16 protein-coding genes are annotated in these 15,852 nt (G+C 70.6%); 10 read left to right on the top strand and 6 right to left on the bottom strand.

Translation table 11 applies throughout. The annotated features are described in order from the left end of the window. Positions 1-11 precede the first annotated feature (11 nt). Complete coding sequence (locus tag ACFSVL_RS06165; RefSeq protein WP_378301247.1) at positions 12-302, top strand: DUF4229 domain-containing protein; 291 nt, start codon at positions 12-14, stop codon at positions 300-302. Next, entirely contained in the window at positions 299-1,375 is a 1,077-nt protein-coding gene (locus ACFSVL_RS06160) for a PLP-dependent cysteine synthase family protein (RefSeq protein WP_378301245.1), read from the top strand. Before ACFSVL_RS06165 ends, ACFSVL_RS06160 begins: the two co-directional genes overlap by 4 nt. Here the strand turns inward: ACFSVL_RS06160 and ACFSVL_RS06155 are convergent. Beyond that, positions 1,353-2,000 carry a TetR family transcriptional regulator gene (locus ACFSVL_RS06155; RefSeq protein WP_378301244.1) on the bottom strand — a complete coding sequence of 216 codons (648 nt, stop codon included), beginning with the start codon at positions 1,998-2,000 and terminating at the stop codon, positions 1,353-1,355. The genes ACFSVL_RS06160 and ACFSVL_RS06155 overlap by 23 nt on opposite strands. Before the next feature lie 104 nt (positions 2,001-2,104). On the opposite strand from ACFSVL_RS06155, the gene ACFSVL_RS06150 reads away from it, so the two are divergent. Next, positions 2,105-3,544: an aldehyde dehydrogenase family protein gene (locus ACFSVL_RS06150; RefSeq protein WP_378301242.1), complete on the top strand. Its 1,440-nt coding sequence runs from the start codon at positions 2,105-2,107 to the stop codon at positions 3,542-3,544. On the opposite strand, the gene ACFSVL_RS06145 is transcribed toward ACFSVL_RS06150, so the two are convergent. The 3 genes from ACFSVL_RS06145 to ACFSVL_RS06135 all read right to left on the bottom strand — a co-directional run bounded on the left by ACFSVL_RS06145 (position 3,541) and on the right by ACFSVL_RS06135 (position 6,684). After that, positions 3,541-4,410: a 1,4-dihydroxy-2-naphthoate polyprenyltransferase gene (locus ACFSVL_RS06145; protein ID WP_378301240.1), complete on the bottom strand. Its 870-nt coding sequence runs from the start codon at positions 4,408-4,410 to the stop codon at positions 3,541-3,543. The genes ACFSVL_RS06150 and ACFSVL_RS06145 overlap by 4 nt on opposite strands. A 124-nt stretch (positions 4,411-4,534) precedes the next feature. Then, positions 4,535-5,692 carry an o-succinylbenzoate--CoA ligase gene (menE, locus tag ACFSVL_RS06140; protein WP_378301238.1) on the bottom strand — a complete coding sequence of 386 codons (1,158 nt, stop codon included), beginning with the start codon at positions 5,690-5,692 and terminating at the stop codon, positions 4,535-4,537. Positions 5,693-5,760: 68 nt separating this feature from the next. After that, entirely contained in the window at positions 5,761-6,684 is a 924-nt protein-coding gene (locus ACFSVL_RS06135; protein WP_378301236.1) for a 1,4-dihydroxy-2-naphthoyl-CoA synthase, read from the bottom strand. 93 nt (positions 6,685-6,777) lie between these two features. On the opposite strand from ACFSVL_RS06135, the gene menD reads away from it, so the two are divergent. The 5 genes from menD to ACFSVL_RS06110 all read left to right on the top strand — a co-directional run bounded on the left by menD (position 6,778) and on the right by ACFSVL_RS06110 (position 11,626). Then, the gene (gene menD / locus ACFSVL_RS06130) at positions 6,778-8,454 is read left to right on the top strand and encodes a 2-succinyl-5-enolpyruvyl-6-hydroxy-3-cyclohexene-1-carboxylic-acid synthase (protein ID WP_378301235.1); all 1,677 of its coding nucleotides are present in this window, start codon (positions 6,778-6,780) and stop codon (positions 8,452-8,454) included. A gap of 20 nt (positions 8,455-8,474) precedes the next feature. Next, complete coding sequence (locus ACFSVL_RS06125) at positions 8,475-8,831, top strand: hypothetical protein (protein WP_378301233.1); 357 nt, start codon at positions 8,475-8,477, stop codon at positions 8,829-8,831. Between the two features lie 91 nt (positions 8,832-8,922). After that, a complete protein-coding gene (locus tag ACFSVL_RS06120) occupies positions 8,923-10,437 on the top strand; it encodes a M1 family metallopeptidase (RefSeq protein WP_378301231.1) in 1,515 nt (504 codons plus the stop codon). Positions 10,438-10,492: 55 nt separating this feature from the next. Next, on the top strand, positions 10,493-11,152 hold the full coding sequence (locus ACFSVL_RS06115; RefSeq protein WP_378301229.1) for a hypothetical protein: 660 nt from the start codon (positions 10,493-10,495) through the stop codon (positions 11,150-11,152). An 84-nt stretch (positions 11,153-11,236) separates the two neighbouring features. Then, positions 11,237-11,626, top strand: coding sequence for a DUF3592 domain-containing protein (locus tag ACFSVL_RS06110; protein WP_449224367.1), 390 nt, complete (start codon positions 11,237-11,239; stop codon positions 11,624-11,626). Positions 11,627-12,038: 412 nt separating this feature from the next. On the opposite strand, the gene ACFSVL_RS06105 is transcribed toward ACFSVL_RS06110, so the two are convergent. Further along, the gene (locus ACFSVL_RS06105) at positions 12,039-12,878 is read right to left on the bottom strand and encodes an inositol monophosphatase family protein (RefSeq protein ID WP_378301225.1); all 840 of its coding nucleotides are present in this window, start codon (positions 12,876-12,878) and stop codon (positions 12,039-12,041) included. 224 nt (positions 12,879-13,102) lie between these two features. On the opposite strand from ACFSVL_RS06105, the gene ACFSVL_RS06100 reads away from it, so the two are divergent. Together ACFSVL_RS06100 and ACFSVL_RS06095 are read left to right on the top strand one after the other, a co-directional pair. Continuing rightward, positions 13,103-14,173 carry a glycosyltransferase family 4 protein gene (locus ACFSVL_RS06100; RefSeq protein ID WP_378301223.1) on the top strand — a complete coding sequence of 357 codons (1,071 nt, stop codon included), beginning with the start codon at positions 13,103-13,105 and terminating at the stop codon, positions 14,171-14,173. Between the two features lie 3 nt (positions 14,174-14,176). Beyond that, complete coding sequence (locus ACFSVL_RS06095) at positions 14,177-15,280, top strand: glycosyltransferase (RefSeq protein ID WP_378301221.1); 1,104 nt, start codon at positions 14,177-14,179, stop codon at positions 15,278-15,280. Between the two features lie 69 nt (positions 15,281-15,349). Here the strand turns inward: ACFSVL_RS06095 and ACFSVL_RS06090 are convergent, their stop codons facing one another. Next, positions 15,350-15,808 (bottom strand): MarR family winged helix-turn-helix transcriptional regulator, encoded by a 459-nt coding sequence (locus ACFSVL_RS06090; protein WP_378301220.1) that lies wholly within the window; start codon positions 15,806-15,808, stop codon positions 15,350-15,352. Between the last annotated feature and the right edge of the window lie 44 nt (positions 15,809-15,852).

Raw genomic sequence — 15,852 nt, 5'->3', positions numbered from 1 at the left:
CCTGTTTCGGTGTGAGCGAGACACCGGACCACCTGCCCCGTGACCTGACGGTGTACTTGATCGCGCGGTTCGCCCTCGTGGCCGCGGTCGCGGTCGTGTTGTCGCTGGTCGGCGTGCCGCTGCTGGTCTCCTTGCTGATCGGCCTCGTCGTCGGCCTCCCGCTCGGCCTGCTGCTTCTGCGTGGCCTGAACCAGCGCGTGACGGCCGGTCTGGCCAAGCGCAACGAATCCCGTGCGCGCGCTCGTGCCCAGCTGCGCTCGCAGCTGCGCGGCGAGACCTCGGCCGACGATTCCGCGGCATGAGCAAACCGCACAGCCGGGCCTGGGTCCGCGAAGCCGTCCGCATCATCGAGGCCGACGCCAACCGCAGCGCCGACACGCACCTGCACGTCTTCCCGCTGCCACCGGAATGGGGCATCGACCTTTACCTGAAGGACGAGTCGGTGCATCCGACCGGCTCGCTCAAGCACCGGCTGGCGCGCTCGCTGATCCTGTACGGCCTGGTCAACGGGCACATCGGCCCGGACACCGTGCTGGTCGAGGCGTCCAGCGGATCGACCGCGGTGTCCGAGGCGTACTTCGCGCGGATGCTCGGCCTGCGGTTCGTGACCGTCGTGCCGCGGCGGACCAGCAAGGAAAAGATCGCGCTCATCGAGTTTTACGGCGGCGAGTGCCACTACGTCGACGCGGCCCCGGCGATGTATCCGGAGGCTGAGCGGCTGGCCGCCGAGTGCAACGGGCATTACCTCGACCAGTTCACCTACGCCGAGCGCGCGACGGACTGGCGCGGCAACAACAACATCGCCGAATCGGTGTTCGCGCAGATGCGCGCCGAACGCCATCCGGTGCCGTCGTGGATCGTCGTCGGCGCGGGCACTGGCGGGACGAGCGCGACGTTCGGCCGCTACGTCCGGTACAAGCGGCACACCACGAAGATCTGCGTGGTGGACCCGGAAAACTCGTCCTTTTACGGCGCTTGGGAAACCGGCGCGGCGGACTACGCGACCGGGATGCCGTCGCGGATCGAGGGCATCGGACGGCCGCGCTGCGAACCGTCGTTCGTGCCCGGCGTGATCGACGAGATGTTCCAGGTGCCCGACGCCGGTTCGCTGGCCGCGATCCGGCTGCTGCGGGAGCGCACCGGGCACTGGGCGGGCGGTTCGACCGGGACCAACCTGTACGGCGCGTTCCAGCTGATCTCGCGGATGCTGGCAGACGGCCAAGCGGGTTCGGTGGTGACGCTGCTGTGCGACGGCGGCGAGCGGTACGCGAACACGTATTACTCAGACGATTGGCTGGGCGAGCAGGGGATCGACCTCGCGCCGTACCGGGCGCGGTTCGACGAATTCCTGCTCACTGGCCGGTTCGACGCCTAGCGTCCTGGTAGCCCAGCGCCAGCACGACGATCAGCCGGCGCAACCGGTCCTCGAAGTCGATGCGGGAGCCGGACAGGCGGGGGTCCTCGATGGCTTCCCGGACGGCTTCGTTCGGGTGCGCCAGCGGCCACATTCCCGCGGTGAACATGAAGATCGCGGCCGACAGTTCTAGCGCGGTCTCGTCGGAAAGGCCCGGCAGCGCGGCGCGCAGCAGGTCGGCGGTGCGGGCGTTGTGCTTCGCCGACCGCAGCTTGTAATCCCGCGCGATCTCCACCGAAACGTTCCGCTCCAGCACGTTCGCCAGCACGCTGATCAGCTCGCACAGCACCGGCCGCGTCGCCAGTGAACGGGCGAGGGCCGCGGCGACCTCTGAAAGATCGCCGTCGAGGGCGAGCGAGTCGAGCCATGCGCCGCGGGCACGGTCGAGCACCTCCAGGTAGACGGCCTCGCGGGTGGGGAAGTAGCGCGCGACGTTCGACGCCGACAGGCCTACCCGGCGGGCCAATTCGCGCATGCTGACCTCGCTGACGGACGACTCCGTCATCAGCTGCTCCGCCGTGTCGAGGATCGCCTCGCGGCGGGCTTCCACCTGCTCAGGGCTGCGGGCGCGCTGGAACTCGGGCACGCCGCGAGTGTAACAGGACACTGCTCTCTTGATAAAAGAACAGTGCGCTGTTAGCTTCGAGACCGAAGAGAGCAGTGTTCCGTTAACCTCGGCAGGAGATCCCGATGCGCACTTACGACCAGCTTTTCCTCGGCGGCCGCTGGACCGGGCCCGCGACGACCGACACCTTCGAAATCCGCTCGCCGCACGACCGGGCGCTGGTGGGTGTCGCGCCGAAGGCCTCGGCGGCCGACGTCGACCGCGCGGTGGCGGCGGCACGCCGGGCGCTCGAACCGTGGGGGAGAACTCCGCTGGCCGAGCGGGTGCGCCTGGTCGAGCGGTTCAACGAACTGCACGCCGCCCGGGCGGACGAAATCGCCGAGCTGATCACCGCGGAGAACGGCTCGCCGAGCTGGTTCACCGGCTGGACGCAGCACAACCTCCCGGAGCGCACGGCCGGCTGGCTCAAGACGGCGCGCGAGTTCTCCTGGGAGGAGACGCTGACCGACGAGGCGGGCAACCGGACGATCGTGCGCGCCGTGCCGGTCGGAGTGGTGGCGGCGGTGATCCCGTGGAACTCGCCGCATTCGGCCGCGCTGGTGAAGCTGATTCCGGCGCTGCTGGCGGGCAATCCCGTGCTGCTGAAGGCCGCGCCGGAAACCGCGCTCGACGCGATGGTGCTGGCGGAAATCTTCGAGCGGGCCGGTTTCCCCGAGGGCGTGGTGAGCGTGTTCGCGGCTGACCGCGACGTGAGCGAGCACCTGGTGACGCACCCCGGCGTGGACAAGATCTCGTTCACCGGCTCGACGACGGCCGGGCGGCGGATCGCGTCGCTCGCCGGGCAGCAGCTCAAGCGGGTGGGGCTGGAGCTGGGCGGGAAGTCCGCCGCGATCGTGCTCGCGGACGCGGACCCGAAGACCGTCGCCGAGGGGATCCGCGGCGCGACGTTCGCCAACAACGGCGAGATGTGCGTGGCCCACACGCGGATTCTCGTGGCGCGCGAGCGGTACGCCGAGGTCGTGACCGCGCTGGCGGAGATGGCCGACGGGCTCGTGGTCGGGGACCCGGCGAAGCCGGACACGTTCGTCGGGCCGATCGTGCGGCAGGACCAGTACGAGCGTGTGCGTTCGTACCTGCGGCTAGGCGTCGAGGAGGGCGCGCGGATCGCGGCGGGCGGGGCGGAGCCGTTCGCGGATCCTGAGCTGGCGAACGGGTTTTACGTGCGTCCGACGGTGTTCGCCGACGTCGCGAACGACATGCGGATCGCGCGCGAGGAGATCTTCGGGCCGGTGCTCGTGGTGATCCCGTTCGACACCGAGGCGGAGGCGATCCGGCTCGCGAACGACTCCGACTACGGCCTCAGCGGCGGGGTATGGACAGCGGACGCGGAGCACGGCGCCGAGATCGCGCGGGCGGTGCGCACGGGCACGTTCCACGTCAACGGCGCGCCGCGACACGGAAACGCGCCGTTCGGCGGGTTCAAGGCCAGCGGAGTCGGCCGCGAGTACGGCTCGCACGGGCTGGCGGAGTTCGTGGAGTGGCAGGCGATCGCGGCGGGCCGCTAGATCGCCAGGGCGACCGCGCTCAGCACGGCCCAGGCCAGCATCGCCATGCCGGTGTCGCGCAGGGCCGGGATCAGCTCCCGGCCCTTGCCGCCCCCGCCGACGGCCTTGATCGGCTTCAGCAGCAGTGGTGCGGTCACGAACGAGATGAACAGCAGCGGGTGCCAGATCCCCATCAGCACGGTGAGCGCGTACGGCACCGTCACCAGGGTCAGGTACAGCTTTCGGGTGCCGCCGTCGCCCATGCGGGTCGCGAGGGTGTGCTTGCCGGACTCGATGTCGGTGGGGATGTCGCGAAGGTTGTTCGCCACCAGCACGGCCATCGAGAACGAGCCGACCGCCACGGCACAGCCCAGCGCGTCCCAGCTGACGCGGCCAGCCTGCACGTAAACCGTACCGAGGACCCCGGCCAGGCCGAAGAACACGAAGACCGCGATTTCGCCAAGACCGTAGTAGCCGTAAGGCTTTTTGCCGCCGGTGTAGAACCACGCGCCGAGGATGCACAGCGCGCCCATCGCGAGCAGCCACCAGTATCCGCTCAACGCGACGAGTGCCAGGCCCAGCACGCCGGCCAGGCCAAGGGAGGTCAGCGCGGCGCGGAGCACGGCCTTCGGGTTCGCCGCGCCGGAGCCGACGAGCCGCAGCGGGCCGACGCGGTGCTCGTCGGTGCCGCGGATGCCGTCGGAGTAGTCGTTGGCGAAGTTCACGCCGATGATCAGCGACAGCGCGACCAGCAACGCGAGCAGCGAACGCCACCAGGAGAACGCGTCGAGCGCGATCGCCGCTCCGACGCCGGCCACGACCGGGGCGATCGCGTTCGGCAGCGTCCTCGGCCGCGCGCCTTCGATCCACTCACTGACTGTCGCCATGGGGTCCATTCAACGCCATGCGATCTTCACCCGTTCGGTACCCGGTCAAAAGCTGTGAAGGACTCCGAGCCCCATGCCAGGAACCTAAGCCGCTTGGAGGTCTGTGAGGGCCACCCTGAGGGAATCAGAGTCCCTCAGGGTTCCCCTCACGGACGAGCCGGGACCGCACTGCCTGGCGGTCGATCTTGCCCGGGCCGCGCAGGGGCAACTCGCTCACGAACTCGATGCGTTTCGGGGTGGCAGCAGCACCCAGTTCCGCCCGGACGGCGGCGCGCAGCGTGGCCTCGTCCGCCGAAGCCACCACCATCGCGACCACCGCCTCGCCCCACTGGGGATCGGGGAGGCCGACGACACAGGCGTCCCGCACCCCGGGCTGGGCGCCGAGCAGGCGTTCGATCGCGGCGGCGGAGACCTTGACCCCGCCGGTGTTGATCACGTCGTCCGCGCGCCCGAGCACCTCGATCCGGCCGTCGGGCAGCACCCGGCCGCGGTCGGAGGTACGAAAAGAGCCGTCCTGGAACGACTCCGCGGTGAGTTCCGGGGCGAGCCGGTAGCCGTGTGACAGGACCGGGCCGGAGATCCACAGCCGCTCGTCGGCGTCGGGCTCCACGCGGACGCCGTCGAGCGGAACGCCGTCGTAGACGCAGCCGCTGGCGGTCTCGCTCATCCCGTACGAGGGGACGATCCGCACGCCCTCCTCCGCCGCCTGCGCACGCAGCTTCGGCGAGGTGGCTGCAGCGCCCAGGATGATCCCGTCGAACGCCCTCGCGGCGGCCAGGCCCGCGCCGCCGTCGTCGAGGAGCCGGACTAGCTGGGTCGGCACGAGCGCGGTGTAGCGCGGGCCGTTCTCCGCCAGCACCGGCGCGGCCGCGGCGGCGAACTCGTCCGGGCGGAAGCCGGTGCCGGTCAGGAACGCCGGTTTCGTACCCGCCAGCCGCGCGCGGATCAGGACCTGCAGGCCGCCGATGTAGTGCGCGGGCGTGGCGAGCAGCCAGTGTCCGGGGCCGCCGAGCCGGGCGTGCGTGGCCGTCGCGGACGCGGTGAGCGCGCGCGGGGAGAGCAGCACGCCTTTCGGTGCGCCGGTGGATCCCGAGGTGGCGATCACCACGGCGGTGTCCGGTTCGGCCGGGCGGTCCGGGGCCATGGCTTCGAGCAGGGCCGGGGCCGACGGGTCGGCGGAGTTCAGGGGGAGCACGGCGGGGCCGCCGTTTAGGGCGGCGGCTAGGGCTGTGTCTAGGGCGGCCAGGGCATGGGGGCTGCCGTCTAGCCAGGAAACGTGCACCGGGGGGCCTTCCGCAGGGGTGTCGTGAGTGTTTATCGCGGTTCTAACCGCGATAAACACTCACGAGGTCAGTAGTAGTACGGGTAGTCGGTCCAGTCCGGGTCGCGCTTTTCCAGGAACGCGTCGCGCCCCTCGACGGCCTCGTCCTGCATGTACGCCAGCCGGGTGGTTTCGCCGGCGAACAGCTGCTGTCCGACGAGCCCGTCGTCGATCGCGTTGAACGCGTACTTCAGCATCCGCTGCGCGGTCGGCGACTTGCCGACGATCGTCCAGCCCCATTCGAGCGCGACCCGCTCCAGTTCGGCGTGCGGCACGACCTCGTTGACCGCGCCCATCCGGTGCATCTGCTCGGCGGTGTAGTCGCGGCCGAGGAAGAAGATCTCCCGCGCGAATTTCTGCCCGACCTGCCGGGCGAGACCGGCCGAGCCGTAGCCCGCGTCGAACGAGCCGACGTCCGCGTCGGTCTGCTTGAACCGCGCGTGCTCGGCCGAGGCGAGGGTGAGATCGCACACGACGTGCAGCGAGTGCCCGCCGCCCGCGGCCCATCCGGGCACTACGGCGACCACGGGTTTCGGCATAAAACGGATCAACCGCTGCACCTCGAGGATGTGCAGCCGCCCGGCCCGCGCCGGGTCGACCGTGTCGGAGGTCTCCCCGCTCGCGTACTGATACCCGGACCGTCCGCGAATACGCTGGTCACCGCCGGAGCAGAACGCCCAGCCGCCGTCCTTGGGCGACGGGCCGTTGCCGGTGAGCAGGACGCACCCGACGTCCGAACTCATCCGGGCGTGGTCGAGCGCCCGGTACAGCTCGTCGACGGTGTGCGGGCGGAAGGCGTTGCGGACCTCCGGACGGTCGAAAGCGATCCGGACCACCCGTTTGCCTGAGCGGGCCTCGCGCGAACGGTGGTAGGTGATGTCGGTGAAGGAGAACCCTTCGACCTCGGACCAGGCGGCGGGGTCGAACAGCTCGGAAACTCGGGCGTCATCCACGTTTGGGAGAATAGGACCTGTGGACATGATCGCGGTGCCTGATGCCGCCTCCGACGAGGGCCAGCCGGACGGCGCTCACGCGGAGGTCCGCCGGTGAACCCGTCCACCGCGCAGGCCAGGGTCATCGTCGACGAACTCGTCCGCAACACCGTTTCGCATGTGGTGCTGTGTCCAGGATCTCGCAACGCGCCGCTGTCGATCGCGCTTTACGACGCGGCCGCCTCGGGACGGCTGAAGCTGCACGTCCGCATCGACGAACGGGGCGCTGCCTTCCTCGCGCTCGGCATCGCGGCGCGCACCGGCCGTCCGGCGGCAGTGGTCTGCACCTCCGGCACCGCGGCGGCGAACTTCCACCCGGCCGTGCTGGAAGCCGACCGCGCGGGCGTGCCGCTGATCGTGCTCACCGCCGACCGTCCGCCGGAGCTGCGTTCCGCGGGCGCGAGCCAGGTGATCAACCAGTACGAGCTGTACGGCGACGCGGTCCGCTACTTCGACGAGCTGGCCGTCGCCGAACGCCGGGCCGGGCAGAACTCCTACTGGCGCAGCCAGATCTGCCGCGCGTGGAACGCCGCGTACGGCGAATGGCGCTGCGGTCCGGTGCACCTGAACATCCCGTTCCGCGAGCCGCTGGTGCCGGACCTCGACGATGACGGCGAGTGGTACGAATCGCTCGAAGGCCGCCCGGACGGCGAGCGCTGGACCGAGCTGCCGGACTTCGGCGCGCTGCCCTCGTTCGTGGTGCCCTCGGCGCGGCACGGCCTGGTGATCGCGTGCGACACCGGTGCGCAGGCGGCCAGCGAATGGGCCGAACAGCACGGCTGGCCGGTGGTTTCGGAGACCGGCGGGCTTGGCCTGTCCGGCGCGACCGCGATGTCGTCCGGCGCTTGGCTGCTCGGCGTCGAAGAATTCATCTCGCGGCACCGTCCCGAGCAGGTGCTGTGCCTCGGCCGTCCGACGGTGTTCCGGCAGGTGCAGAAGGTGCTGTCGGACCCCGAGGTCGAGGTGCTGCTGGTGCGTCCGGATTCGGACTGGCCGGCTCCCGCGCACAACGTCCGCCAGGTCGGCCAGTGGTTTGCCGAACCGACGAAGCCCGCCGATCCGGAGTGGCTCGCGAGCTGGCAGCGCGCGGACGCGGCCGCCAGCCAGGCCGTTTCCACGGCGCTGGCCGCCGAGCCGTGGCCGAGCGGCGTGCGGGTGGCCGCTGAGCTGGTCGACGCGCTGCCGGAAGGCGCGCTGCTGGTGGTCGGTTCGTCGAACCCGACGCGCGATGTCGCGCTGGCCGGACGGCTGCGTCCAGACGTTCTGGTGCACCGAAACCGCGGCGTCGCGGGGATCGACGGCACGGTGTCGACGGCCATCGGCGCGGCCACGGTGCACCGCGCGCCGTCGTACGCGCTGCTCGGCGACCTGACGTTCCTGCACGACGCGTCCGGCCTGCTCACCGGGCCCGCGGAGCAGCTGCCGGACCTGACGATCGTGGTGCTGAACGACGACGGCGGTGGCATTTTCTCGCTGCTGGAGCAGGGCGCGCCGGAACACTCGGCGAGCTTCGAGCGCGTCTTCGGCACCCCGCACGGCGCGGATCTGGGCGCGCTCTGCGCGGGCTACCGGGTGCCGCACGTCGTGGCGGAGACGGTCGAAGAATTCCGTGCCGCGCTGCGGCCGGCACCGGGCCTGCGGGTGGTCGAGGTCCGGGTCGACCGGGCGCAGCACCGGAATCTCCACTCGCGGCTGAAGTCCGCGGTCGCGGAAGCGGTCGGGACGGTCTGACCGGCGGGTGCCGGTGAAAAATGGGGGATTTCTTGAACGAGGCGGACCTGCGCCCGCGCGGCCGGTGGGCCTGGTTCAGCGCGGCGGTGGCGGCGCTGGCCCTGGTCGGGCTGGTGTGCTCGTATTTCTCGTCGTTCCTGGTGATGGCCAGCGACAGCTGCTTCAGCGGGGACAGCCGGGCCATCTGCAGCGCGGCCGGGCAGCAGGCGGTCGCCTCGCTGCCGTGGGTCGGCTGGTTCGCCGCGATCGCCGGGTCGTTCGCGATGGCCGGGCTGGCCGTGCGGCGCGGCTGGGGGCCGTGGCCGGGGCTGTACGCGGGCCCGATCCTGTACGGCATTCCGATCGCCATCGCGTGGTGGATCGCCGAGTCCGGATGATCTTCCCAGTGGGTAAGAACCCGTCGTTCGGACGTATCTGCGGGGCGCCCGCGTGGATACGTTCGGTCGCATTGCCCACCTTGGAGGAACAATGCGATCGAGAACTCGGGCCGGGATCGGGGCGGTTGCGGCTGGAGTCGCGACGGTGCTGCTGGCTGGCACCGCTTCGGCAGTACCGGCACCGGGCTCGCCGGGCGTCGGCGACCCGTACTACCCCAACGCCGGCAACGGCGGCACCGATGTGCAGCACTACGACATCCGCGTGAGCTACCAGCCGGAGACCGACGTCCTGTCGGGCACCACGACGCTGCTGGTCACCGCGACGCAGGACCTTTCGCGGTTTGACCTGGACTTCGCGCTCAAGGCGTCGAAGGTGCTGGTGAACAACCGGCCGGCGCAGTTCGCGAACCAGAACGGCGACGGCGAGCTGGTGATCACCCCGGCGCAGCCGCTGCTCAAGGGCCAGTCCGCGACGGTCGTCGTGAGCTACTCCGACAGCCCGTCGACGGAGAAGGTCGGCGGACTGAACACGTGGAAGAAGGGCGCTTTCGGCGCGCTGGGCGTCGACGAGCCGCAGAGCGCGCAGTGGTGGTTCCCCTCCAACGACCACCCCACCGACAAAGCGACCTACGACGTGTCGATCGAGGCACCGGACGGCCTCTCCGCCATCACGAACGGCACGCTGGTCCGCAAGACCAAGAAGCGTGCTGGCTGGACGCGGTGGAACTGGCGCAGCACCCAGCCGCAGGCGACCTACCTGACGTCGTTCATCGTCGGCAAGTACGACGTGGTCCAGTCCACGACGCCGGACGGCAAGCCGTTCATCACCGCCTACGGCTCGGACCTCGGGGCATCCCTCGACGCGGCCAAGGCGAGCGTGGAGCGGACGCCGGAGGTTAACGAGTTCCTGGCGTCGCAGTTCGGGCCGTATCCGTTCGAGGCCGAGGGCGGCGTCGTGACCAGCGGGATCACCTTCTCGCTGGAGAACCAGACCCGGCCGACCTACGGCGCGCGCAACTTCGCCGCCGGCGCCAACACGACGCTGATCGCGCACGAGAACGCACACCAGTGGTTCGGCGACAGCGTCTCGCTGGGCAAGTGGAGCGACATCTGGCTCAACGAGGGCTTCGCGTCCTACGCCGAGTACCTGTGGACCGAGCACCAGGGCGAGGGCACGACCGCGGAACTCGCGCAGTACGCGTACGACTCCTACGCCGCCGACGACCCGTTCTGGCAGGTCCTGCCGGGCGACCCGAGCGAGCCGAAGCAGTTCGACCGCGCGGTGTACGACCGGGGCGCGATGGCCGTGCAGGCGTTGCGCACCAAGGTCGGCGACGAGGCGTTCTTCGCGATCCTTCAGCAGTGGCAGGCGGCGAAGGCCGGTAAGGCGGCGGTGATCCCGGAGTTCGTGGCGCTCGCGGAGAAGGTGTCGGGCAAGCCGCTGCAGGAGCTGTTCCAGACCTGGCTGTACACGTTGGGGAAGCCCTCGGTCGGTCCTAATGGGACGGTCACGGCGCTCGCAGCGCATGCGAAGCCCGCGAAGCCGAAGGGCTGGGACCAGATCCAGGCGAACCACCGTGCGCTGGCGGAGGCTGGCGAGCACTAATTCGCTTGCGTGGCTGCGGGATCCTGGAGAGTTCCGCTCTCTGAAGGAGGATTCGGTGGCCATGAAAGTGCGGGCGCAGCTCCGCCACGCCCGGCTCGACGGCCGGGAGTGGCGGGTGCTGCGCCCTGATCCTGGGCTGGATACCGCGGTGTTGTACGAAAACGACCGGTATCCGCAAATGTGCGTCGACCGCCGCGCGGCGTACCGGATCGGGGTGCTGTGGCTGCTGGCCGCGCGGTCCCGGCACACGGTCATCCATCTGCTGTTGCGCGCTGGCCGGACTCCCGCTGAGCCGGAGTACCCAGGTCGTCCGCTGGATCTCGTGCTGAGCCAGCACACCGCGCAACTGCGGGCCTCGCACTGGCCGCGGCTGAGGGCGGCGCTTGGCCCGGCCCGCCCGCACACGGTGCGAATCCCGGCTGATCGGCGTCCGGCGGAGTGGCCGCACTGGCGGACCCGGGACCGGCTGTACGACCGGATCCACGCCGACACGATGTTCCTGACCGGCAGCGCGGCGGTCTTCCGGTTCACCGCGGAGTACTTCTTCGACCTCGCGTTCCGTGCCCCGGGTTCGGCTCCCGGCGAGGAATCGCCGCACCATGCGTGTTCGGAGCTGCATTGGTCGGCTGGAGCGCTGGTGAACACATACTGCTTTCACGTGCTTTACCGGGCGCACTGGCTGCCGAGTGCCGAGCTGGTCGGCGCACCCGACTAAACTCTCAGTGTGGCAGCCAGGAGTGTGAAGGCGCGGCGGATCGCGTGGTTCGCCGTGTTGGGCGTAGCTGTGCTGCTCACAGTGATGTGCGTCAGTCTCGTGTTCGCCGCGTTCCGCAACGACAGCGCGATCGAAGCGCATCTGGGCACGGCGAACGCGACGGTGGAGTCGGTGGCGTTCGACCGCACGATCATCCAGTACCAGACCCCGGACGGCATCGTGCACAGTCCGGCCACCGGGGTGCTGTACCCGTCGGGTCTCGGCGCCGGTCAGCTGGTGGCGATCGAGTACGACGCGACCAACCCGGACCTGACGAGGGTCGCGGGCCGGACGGCGACGTTGACGCTGCTGCCGGTGGGGATGACGGTGCTGATCACGTGGCTGGTCGCGGGACCGTCGCTGTGGTGGCTGCGCCGGCTGATCAAGCGGGACCGGTCCGCGCCTGCTCCGGAGCCGGTGCCCGCGAAGGCTTGACGCTCGTGACCCGGCAAGTCCGTGAAGGGCCCCTTCACGGACCTGGATTCCCATGCCAGGGACTCAAGGCGGCGTTATGGGTGCGGCCGAGTGGTGTCCGCCCAGGCCGACACGGCTGGCGGACTGAGCTGGCCAGGGCCGGGGCCGCTCGTGGCGGGCCGACTGGTGCGGGTTTGGTCGTCCGTGAGGGGAACCCTGAGGGACTCTGATTCCCCCAGGGTTCCCCTCACGGACCTCCGGGCATGAAACGGGCACATCGCCGGTTCTGGCGTCCTTTGTGGATGGTCCAGCCGGTGTGCGGCCGCCCGGCTCAAGTCCCTGGCCTAGTAAGAGCCGCGCGATCCCTTCGTCCTGGGCGCATGGGGGGCTGAACCGCACTCTTAGCCCGCCTTGAGTCCTGGCACGGGGGACCTCAGGTGCCGACGGCAGCCGTTTCCTGCCACCAGCCGAGCACCTCGTCCGCGACCCCCGGAGCAGCCACCAGCAGCCCGTCCGTAGGCAACGCGGTGTCCTCCCCGTGCTTGTCCAGCACCACCGCCCCGGCCTCGATCGCCATCGCGACCGAGCCCGCCACGTCCCATTCGTGGTAGCTGTGCAGCACCGCCGCGGCCGCGTGGCCTAGTGCGACCTGCGCGATCGACAACGCCGCCGAGCCCAGCACCCGCACCCCGGCATGCGCGGCCGCCGCTCGTTCGATGAACTCGCCCATCCCTGGCCACGGGCCCTTGCGCGCCAGCTCCGTGCAGACGATCGCCCCTGCCGTACCGGCCCGGTCGACCAGCTTCAGCGGTTTCCCGTTGGCCCGCGCGCCCCGGCCGCGGGCGGCGGCGTAGATCTGCGCCCGGTACGGGTCCGCGACCACGCCCACCACGGGCCCGCTCGCGTCGACCAGGGCGAGGCTGTAGGCGCACCACGGCACTCCGGCGACGTAGTTCGCGGTGCCGTCCACCGAGTCGACCACCCAGCGGTACTCCGCGACGTCCGCGCCGTGGTCGGCGCCGAATTCGTGGCCGACCACCGGGATTCCGGGGAACTCCGCGGTCAGCACGCGGCGGGTGTGCCGTTCCAGGATCCGGTCGGTGTCGGTGACCCAGTCGAATGGCGAATCGAGCGTCGCCGGGTGCGCGCCGCGGCCCGCGGTCGCGGTGATCACGTCGGTCGCGTCGTTCGCCAGCCGCCCGGCGACCTCGAGTGCCTTGGAGAGCAGCCCGGGTTCCACGGGCCGCGACGGCCTGGAGGACAAGAGGGTCATGCCTGCTTAGTCTGGGTGTTCCTGGTGTCCGGGACACGACCGGAAGATGACATGTCGTCGCGAATTCTTCGACGGTCGGCGCCCGGACGCGGACGCTGCGGAGTGTTTCGCCACCGTTGGCCGGTCAGTTACGCGGGATTGGCCCGCCCTGCCTGCGGTTTTGCGACAGTGACGCGGTGCGAGTCGCCATAGTCACCGAAAGTTTCCTGCCCCAGGTGAACGGCGTGACGAACTCCGTGCTGCGGGTCGTCGAGCACCTGGTCGAATCCGCGCACGACGTGCTGGTCGTCGCGCCGGGGCCGGGCCCGGCGAGTTACCGCGGCGCCCCGGTCGTCCGCATTCCGGCGCTGGATTTCCCCGGCGTGCACTCGCTGCCGATCGGCCTGCCGACGCGCACCGTGCTGACCGCGCTGGCCGATTTCGGCCCGGACGTCGTGCATCTGGCTTCGCCGTTCGTGGTCGGCGCACGCGGGCTCGCCGCGGCCAGACGGCTCCGGGTGCCGTCGATCGCCGTCTACCAGACCGACATCGCCGGATTCGCCACGTCGTACGGCTTCGGCATCGGCGCGCGGGCGGCGTGGCGCTGGGTGCGCCGCCTGCACTCGCGGGCCGACCGGACGCTCGCGCCGTCGTCGGACTCGATCGAACAGCTGAAGCTGCACGGGGTTCCGCGCGTGCACCGCTGGGCGCGCGGCGTGGACATCAGCCGGTTTTCCCCGGCGCACGCGGACCCGGCGCTGCGTGCGGAACTCGCGCCGAACGGCGAGCTGCTCGTCGGCTTCGTCGGACGGCTCGCGCCGGAGAAGGAGGTCGACCGGCTGACCGTGCTGGCCGGGATGCCGGGCATACGCGTGGTCGTCATCGGCGACGGGCCGGAGCTGCCGGCGTTGCGGGAACGGTTGCCTGGCGCGGCTTTCCTCGGCGCGAAGTACGGCGACGAGCTGTCGGTCGCGTACGCGAGCTTGGACGTCTTCGTGCACACCGGCCCGCATGAGACGTTCTGCCAAGCGGTGCAGGAGGCGATGGCGTCCGGGCTGCCGGTGCTCGCGCCGGACGCGGGCGGGCCCAAGGACCTCGTGCTGCCGGGCCGGACCGGCTACCTGCTGCCCGCCGATCGCGAATCGTTCGGCCCGGCGCTGGTGTCGAAGGTCGATGACCTCCGTGACGCGGCGTTGCGCGCGCGGCTGGGCGAGAAGGCGCGGAAAGTGGTCTTGGGCCGGACGTGGCCCGCGGTGTGCCGGGAGCTGGTCGGGCACTACGAAGCGGTACAGGGCCGAGTCGCGCGTGCGGCTTGAGCCATGCACATCGTCCAGCTGGCGAACTTCTACGGACCGCGGTCCGGCGGGCTGCGGACCGCGCTGAACCACCTCGGCGCGGGATACGTCGCGAGCGGGCACCGGGTGACGCTCGTCGTGCCGGGGCCGCGGTACGCGGTGGAAACCCTGCCGACCGGGGTGCGCCGGTATTCGTTGCCCGCCTTGCAGATTCCGTGCACTGGCGGCTATCGCGCGGTCGATCCGCGCCGGGTCCGCGCGGTGCTGCGCCGCCTGGAGCCGGACCGGCTGGAGGTGTCCGACCGGCTGACGCTGCGAGGGATGGGCGTCTGGGCTCGCCGGAACGGGGTGCCCAGCATGGTGATCTCGCACGAGCGGCTGGACCGGTTGCTGGAGCAGTTTCTCTTGCCGGGGACGATGGCCCGGCACGTCGCGGATGCCGCCAACCGGCGGATGGCGGCGTCGTACGACACGGTTGTGTGTACTACGGCGTTCGCGCATGCGGAGTTCGAGCGGATCGCCGCGCCGAACGTCCGGCGGGTGCCGCTGGGCGTGGATCTGGCGACCTTCGCGCCGTCGATGCGTGATTCGGGCTGGCGGTTGGCGTTGGCCGGTGGCGCGGACGCGTTGATTGTCCATTGTGGTCGGTTGTCGCCGGAGAAACACGTTGAGCGGAGCGTGGATACGGTCGCCGAGCTGACCGAGTCCGGGGCACGGGTACGGCTGGTGATCGCGGGGGACGGGCCGCGGCGACGGGCGTTGGAGCGGCGGGCCCGGGGGTTGCCGGTGACGTTCCTCGGGTTCCTGTCCGGACGCGGCGAGGTGGCTCGGTTGCTGGCCAGCGCGGACGTTTCGCTGGCTCCGGGACCGCATGAGACGTTCGGGCTGGCCGCGTTGGAGGCGCTTGCTTCGGGGACGCCGGTGGTGGTTTCGGCGTCGTCCGCGCTGCGGGAGATCGTGCGTCCCGGCTGCGGGGCGGCGGTCGATGACGACGCACCCGCGTTCGCCAGTGCGGTGACCGGGTTGCTGGACAGCCCGGAGGAGCTGCGCCGAGCGGCCGCGCGGGCTCGTGCCGAGGAATTCGCCTGGCCGACCTCAGTGCGCGGAATGCTGGCCGCCCTGGGCTGACCAAGGTCCGTGAAGGACTCCTTGAGGGAACCAGATTCCCTCAAGGAGTCCTTCACGGACGGCGGGCGGTCAGGTGCGGTAGCCGGGGTGGACGCCGGGCGTGAGGTCGCGATCCGCGGCGACCCGGCCGAGCAGCCCGCGCAAGGTGGCACGTTCCTCTGTGGACAGTGCGGCCATCATCTCGTCCTCGTGTGCCGCGGCGGCTTTCGCCAGCGCGGCCATCGTTTCCTGGCCCTTGTCGCTGAGGAAGACCGCGTAGAGGCGGCGGTCTTGCGGGTTGCGGCGACGTTCGATGAGGCCCTGCTGCTCCAAACCGTCGACCAAGGCGACCAGGCGGGTCGGCGGCGTGCCCAGTTCGGCGGCCAGCACCTGCTGGCTCTCACCGGGGCGGCGCGCGATCGCCCGGAGCAATCCGGTCTGCGGCGGCGTCAGGCCGAGGTCGGAGACCCGTTCGGCGAAGCGCTGGGTCGCGTGTGCGCCCAGCTGGGCCAGCAGGAAGGCGCTACCGAACGCCGGGGGTCCTTGCATGCCCTGAACCGTATCGCTTGACAATCCATTACACCAGTGTAATC

This window comes from Amycolatopsis silviterrae (genome assembly GCF_042684085.1).
GTDB classification, from domain to species: domain Bacteria; phylum Actinomycetota; class Actinomycetes; order Mycobacteriales; family Pseudonocardiaceae; genus Amycolatopsis; species Amycolatopsis silviterrae.
The sequence above is the reverse complement of the archived record's forward strand: the minus strand, read 5'-3'. Positions and strand labels throughout refer to the sequence as shown.